We start from the raw sequence: 3,484 nt of genomic DNA, 5'->3' as shown, positions 1-3,484 counted from the left end.
TAAAATGATAAACGGGGCGGCAGGGCCGCCAGCCAGATGGCCTGAAAGGAGCTTCAAAATGAACGCGATCCATCAGGAATTGGAGAAAAGAGATACGTGGCAGGGGAAAAAATTGGGTGCATCTCTGGATGACCTGTTGTAAAATTCCAAGCGCCAAATTCCAATAGCCAAACAAACGACAATGACAAAAATACAAACTACAAAAAAACTTTTGGAATCGCGTTCAAAATACTGGAATTTGTTTTTTTGCCGTTTGTTTGGAATTTGGCCATTGGTTATTGGAATTTGTCTTACAGGAGGAACCGCCATGGCCCTTGAAATCAAAAGCTCGGCATTTGATCACAACGCCTCAATTCCCCAAAAATACACCTGTGACGGACAGGACATCTCGCCGCCTCTTCAATGGAGCGGCGCCCCGTCCGGCGCACAATCATTCGTTCTGATCAACGACGACCCCGACGCCCCGGTGGGGACATGGGACCACTGGATTCTCTTTAACCTCCCGGCCGCGACAAACTCGCTTGCAGAGTCAATCAAATCGCTCCCCGCCGGAACGCTGGAGGGAAAAAACAGTTGGGGCAAGACCGGCTACGGCGGCCCCTGTCCGCCAGAAGGCGTTCATCGCTACTTCTTCAAGCTCTACGCACTCGATACGGCGCTTAATTTAAAGAACGGCGCGGCAAAAAGAGAAATCGAATCGGCGATGAAGGGGCATATTCTGGCGCAGGCGGAGTTGATGGGGAGATATCAAAGGAAGAGATAGCAGGCGCCTCCGGAGGGGGAGATCTGTGACGTCCGGCAGTCAGCGGAAGCGAGGCGGAACGATAAAACGATCCTAAAAATTGTCGGCATAACAATCAAAGCAGAATCTGCAAAGAATGCTTCGAATCCCGCGAGCTGACGCCGGCGGAACGGAGCTCCCCCTCCGGAGGCAATCAGTCACGCCGCCGCCACAAAATCCACATCCGCCTCGCGGACAAAGAGGGCCGCCACTTCCACATGGGCGGTCTGGGGGAACATGTCGAGCGGCTGGCAGACGTCCAACCGGTATTTTTCGGACCGGAGTCTCAAGGTATCGCGGGCAAAGCTGGCCGGATGGCAGGAGATATAAATGATCTTGCGGGGCCTGAAGGTCACAATCCACTCGATGGCCTCGGCCAGACCGCGCCGCGGGGGATCGGCCACCAGGGTGTGGCAGGCAAAACCGCTTTTTTTAAGCGTAGCCAGCACCCGGCTGACGGTGCCGTGTTTCCAGCTGATATTCGTCACATGGCCTTCCTTTGATTTTTTTTGCGCCTCTTCGAGGGCCTCCTGGCTTTTTTCAATCCCCCAGACATGCCCGGCAAGCTCTGCCAGTGAAAAGGTGAAATTGCCGCTTCCGCAGTAGAGATCAAAAATCTGGTCGGTCTTTTGGGGATCGGCCATTTCGAGCGCCAGTTGGACCAGCCGCTCATTTTGTTCGGGATTCACCTGGGAAAAACCTCGCGCGTCATCGACGCGCAATTCGACAGGCCATTTTTCGTCGCTCGTCGCTCGTCGCTCGTCGCTCGCAACTGTTTCGTCCTTTCGTCCCTGCTTTTCTCTTCCACCTCCTGACTCCTGACTCCTGACTCCTGGCTTCTGGCTTCTGGCTCATGTCTCCTGCTTCCCGCCTTCCGCCTCTTGTCTCCTCAACTCCGCCAATTTCTCATTCAATCGTTCATCCGCGATCAGGCATTTTTCAATTTCCACAATCTCGTGGCTTTCGGCCCTAAAAAAACCGATTTTTCCTTCGCGGTCGCGCTGGATCTGAATCCGGCTCCGGTAATTCCAGGTTTTTGGCGAAGGGATGACATCCTCACACGCGGCGTCCGGCATTTTGGCGATCCGCCGCAGGGCATCAAGCACCATCTCTTTTTTTGATTTCAGTTGAGATTCGTAGGTCATCTGCTGGAGTTGGCACCCGCCGCAGTTGAAAAAATACGGGCATGGCGGATCGGCGCGGTCAGGTGATTTTTGGACGATATCGAGAATCCGCCCCCGGCTGTAATCCTTCTGTTCTTCCTCGATTTGAATGGAAACGGTATCGCCCGGCACTCCCCACGGAATAAAAATGACTTTGCCCATATGCCGGGCCAGCCCCTCCCCCTCGGAGTTCAGTTTTTCGATGGAAACAGTAAGCTTGGGCAAGTCCATATTCCGTAGGGGCGATCCTTGCCTGCCCGCCGGTTGTTGGGAGGGTGATCGCCCATTGTTGGGTGAACACGAGGTTCACCCCTACGCAGAGAAATGTCAAAGGCGAAAATTCACGCTATATCCAACAAAATGGAGTCGTACTCGCGAGTCAAACCCGATTTGGGGAAAAGCTGGCGGGCCAGGGCGGCTTTCCTCTTTTCGGCCTCGTATCCGTAACGGATGACCTGCGCGCGGATTTCGGGGGCGTGGTATTTGTAATTGTGCGTCTCGCCCTTTTCGCGCGTCAAAAATTTCACGATCCCTTCGGGGGTGTACCCCATCCGGCAGAGAAGACGCCCGGAGATTTCATCCGCCAGCGTCTCGTGCGCCCGGCGAAGCTCGAAGATCTGGTCCCAGTTGAGTTGCTGAATTTCGTCGCGCGTCGGTTTTAACGCGCAGGCATGCCCCCATTCGTGGGCCAAAACACCGGCGATGGTTTCTTCGTCGTCCAAGTGCCGGCTCAAAAAATCAACGCCGACATAGACAATATCGTCGTCGTCGATGCAGGCGGTGGTCCCCTTTGCGGGCACCACGCGGCATTTTTTTCGCTTCAGATAATTGAGCCGTTTTTTCAGCCGGCTGATGAGGCCTGAAGGGGCAAAGAGGGAGGCCAATACCCCGATTTCTTCGAGGCTTAAAACCACGGGAGGGGTCTCCCCCAGCGTTTTTTGCGAGGCCTCATCGACCGTTCCGCCGGTGCGGATGGTGGGAATGCCGCGTAAAATCAGGTGTGTCCCGGCGGAGGTAAGGCCTTCGACTCTCATCGTGTCTCAAAGGTAACATCGGCGCGTCAAATCTTCAAGTCCTCCGGTCCTCTGACAGCGGTGTCCCATGTTCGTTCATAGGTCCTGCGGGACATCGTGACTCGCCATCGGGTTCGCGCCTCAACGGCCATTCATGATTTAACGAAAATAATCAAGGCATCAAAGGAATGATTGTCCGCCTTCCGAAGGGCCTGGAGGTATTGCGCCCTCATTTCGCTTTGCTGATACAAATTACCATCTAAATGGGCGCCCCAAGTCAGACGTTTTTGGCCATGCTGGGTCAAAAGGACATCGGTCAAAAGCCGCGCGTGCCTTCCGTTTCCGTTGGGAAAAGGATGAATTGAAACGAGCCGGTGGTGAAACCGGGCTCCCAGCTCATCCCAAGGATAGATGTTGTTTTCAATCCAATAGCGGGCATCGGCGATCAGTTTTTGGACTTCTTCCGTGATACGATAGGGAGGCACACCAAGATTTTTTCCACTTTGCCTGTACTGCCCGGCCCAACG

The 3,484-nt window shown here is 54.4% G+C and carries 5 protein-coding genes; 1 reads left to right on the top strand and 4 read right to left on the bottom strand.

Features of this window, described 5'->3' with window-relative positions:
- Nucleotides 1-307: 307 nt before the first annotated feature.
- Nucleotides 308-763 (top strand): YbhB/YbcL family Raf kinase inhibitor-like protein, encoded by a 456-nt coding sequence (locus HYU99_11480; GenBank protein MBI2340966.1) that lies wholly within the window; start codon nt 308-310, stop codon nt 761-763.
- 176 nt (nt 764-939) lie between these two features.
- Here HYU99_11480 and HYU99_11475 read toward each other — a convergent pair whose 3' ends face one another.
- The 4 genes from HYU99_11475 to HYU99_11460 form a co-directional block, all read right to left on the bottom strand.
- Nucleotides 940-1,470 carry a class I SAM-dependent RNA methyltransferase gene (locus HYU99_11475; protein MBI2340965.1) on the bottom strand — a complete coding sequence of 177 codons (531 nt, stop codon included), beginning with the start codon at nt 1,468-1,470 and terminating at the stop codon, nt 940-942.
- A gap of 162 nt (nt 1,471-1,632) precedes the next feature.
- Nucleotides 1,633-2,175 carry a class I SAM-dependent RNA methyltransferase gene (locus HYU99_11470; GenBank protein ID MBI2340964.1) on the bottom strand — a complete coding sequence of 181 codons (543 nt, stop codon included), beginning with the start codon at nt 2,173-2,175 and terminating at the stop codon, nt 1,633-1,635.
- Nucleotides 2,176-2,285: 110 nt separating this feature from the next.
- Nucleotides 2,286-2,978, bottom strand: a complete 693-nt coding sequence (locus tag HYU99_11465; protein MBI2340963.1) for a hypothetical protein — start codon at nt 2,976-2,978, stop codon at nt 2,286-2,288.
- 131 nt (nt 2,979-3,109) lie between these two features.
- The coding region (locus HYU99_11460) for a mobile mystery protein B (protein MBI2340962.1) at nt 3,110-3,484 on the bottom strand (375 nt) is incomplete at its 5' end.

The organism is Deltaproteobacteria bacterium, from assembly GCA_016183175.1.
Taxonomy (GTDB): domain Bacteria; phylum UBA10199; class UBA10199; order UBA10199; family SBBF01; genus JACPFC01.
Note: the sequence above shows the minus strand (reverse complement) of the source record. Positions and strands in the feature narration are given on the sequence as shown.

Bases quoted from the DNA above. Each gene is read 5' to 3' on its own strand.
- HYU99_11480 (MBI2340966.1), top strand. From the start codon at position 308: ATGGCCCTTGAAATCAAAAGCTCGGCATTTGATCACAACGCCTCAATT.
- HYU99_11470 (MBI2340964.1), bottom strand. From the start codon at position 2,175: ATGGACTTGCCCAAGCTTACTGTTTCCATCGAAAAACTGAACTCCGAG.
- HYU99_11465 (MBI2340963.1), bottom strand. From the start codon at position 2,978: ATGAGAGTCGAAGGCCTTACCTCCGCCGGGACACACCTGATTTTACGC.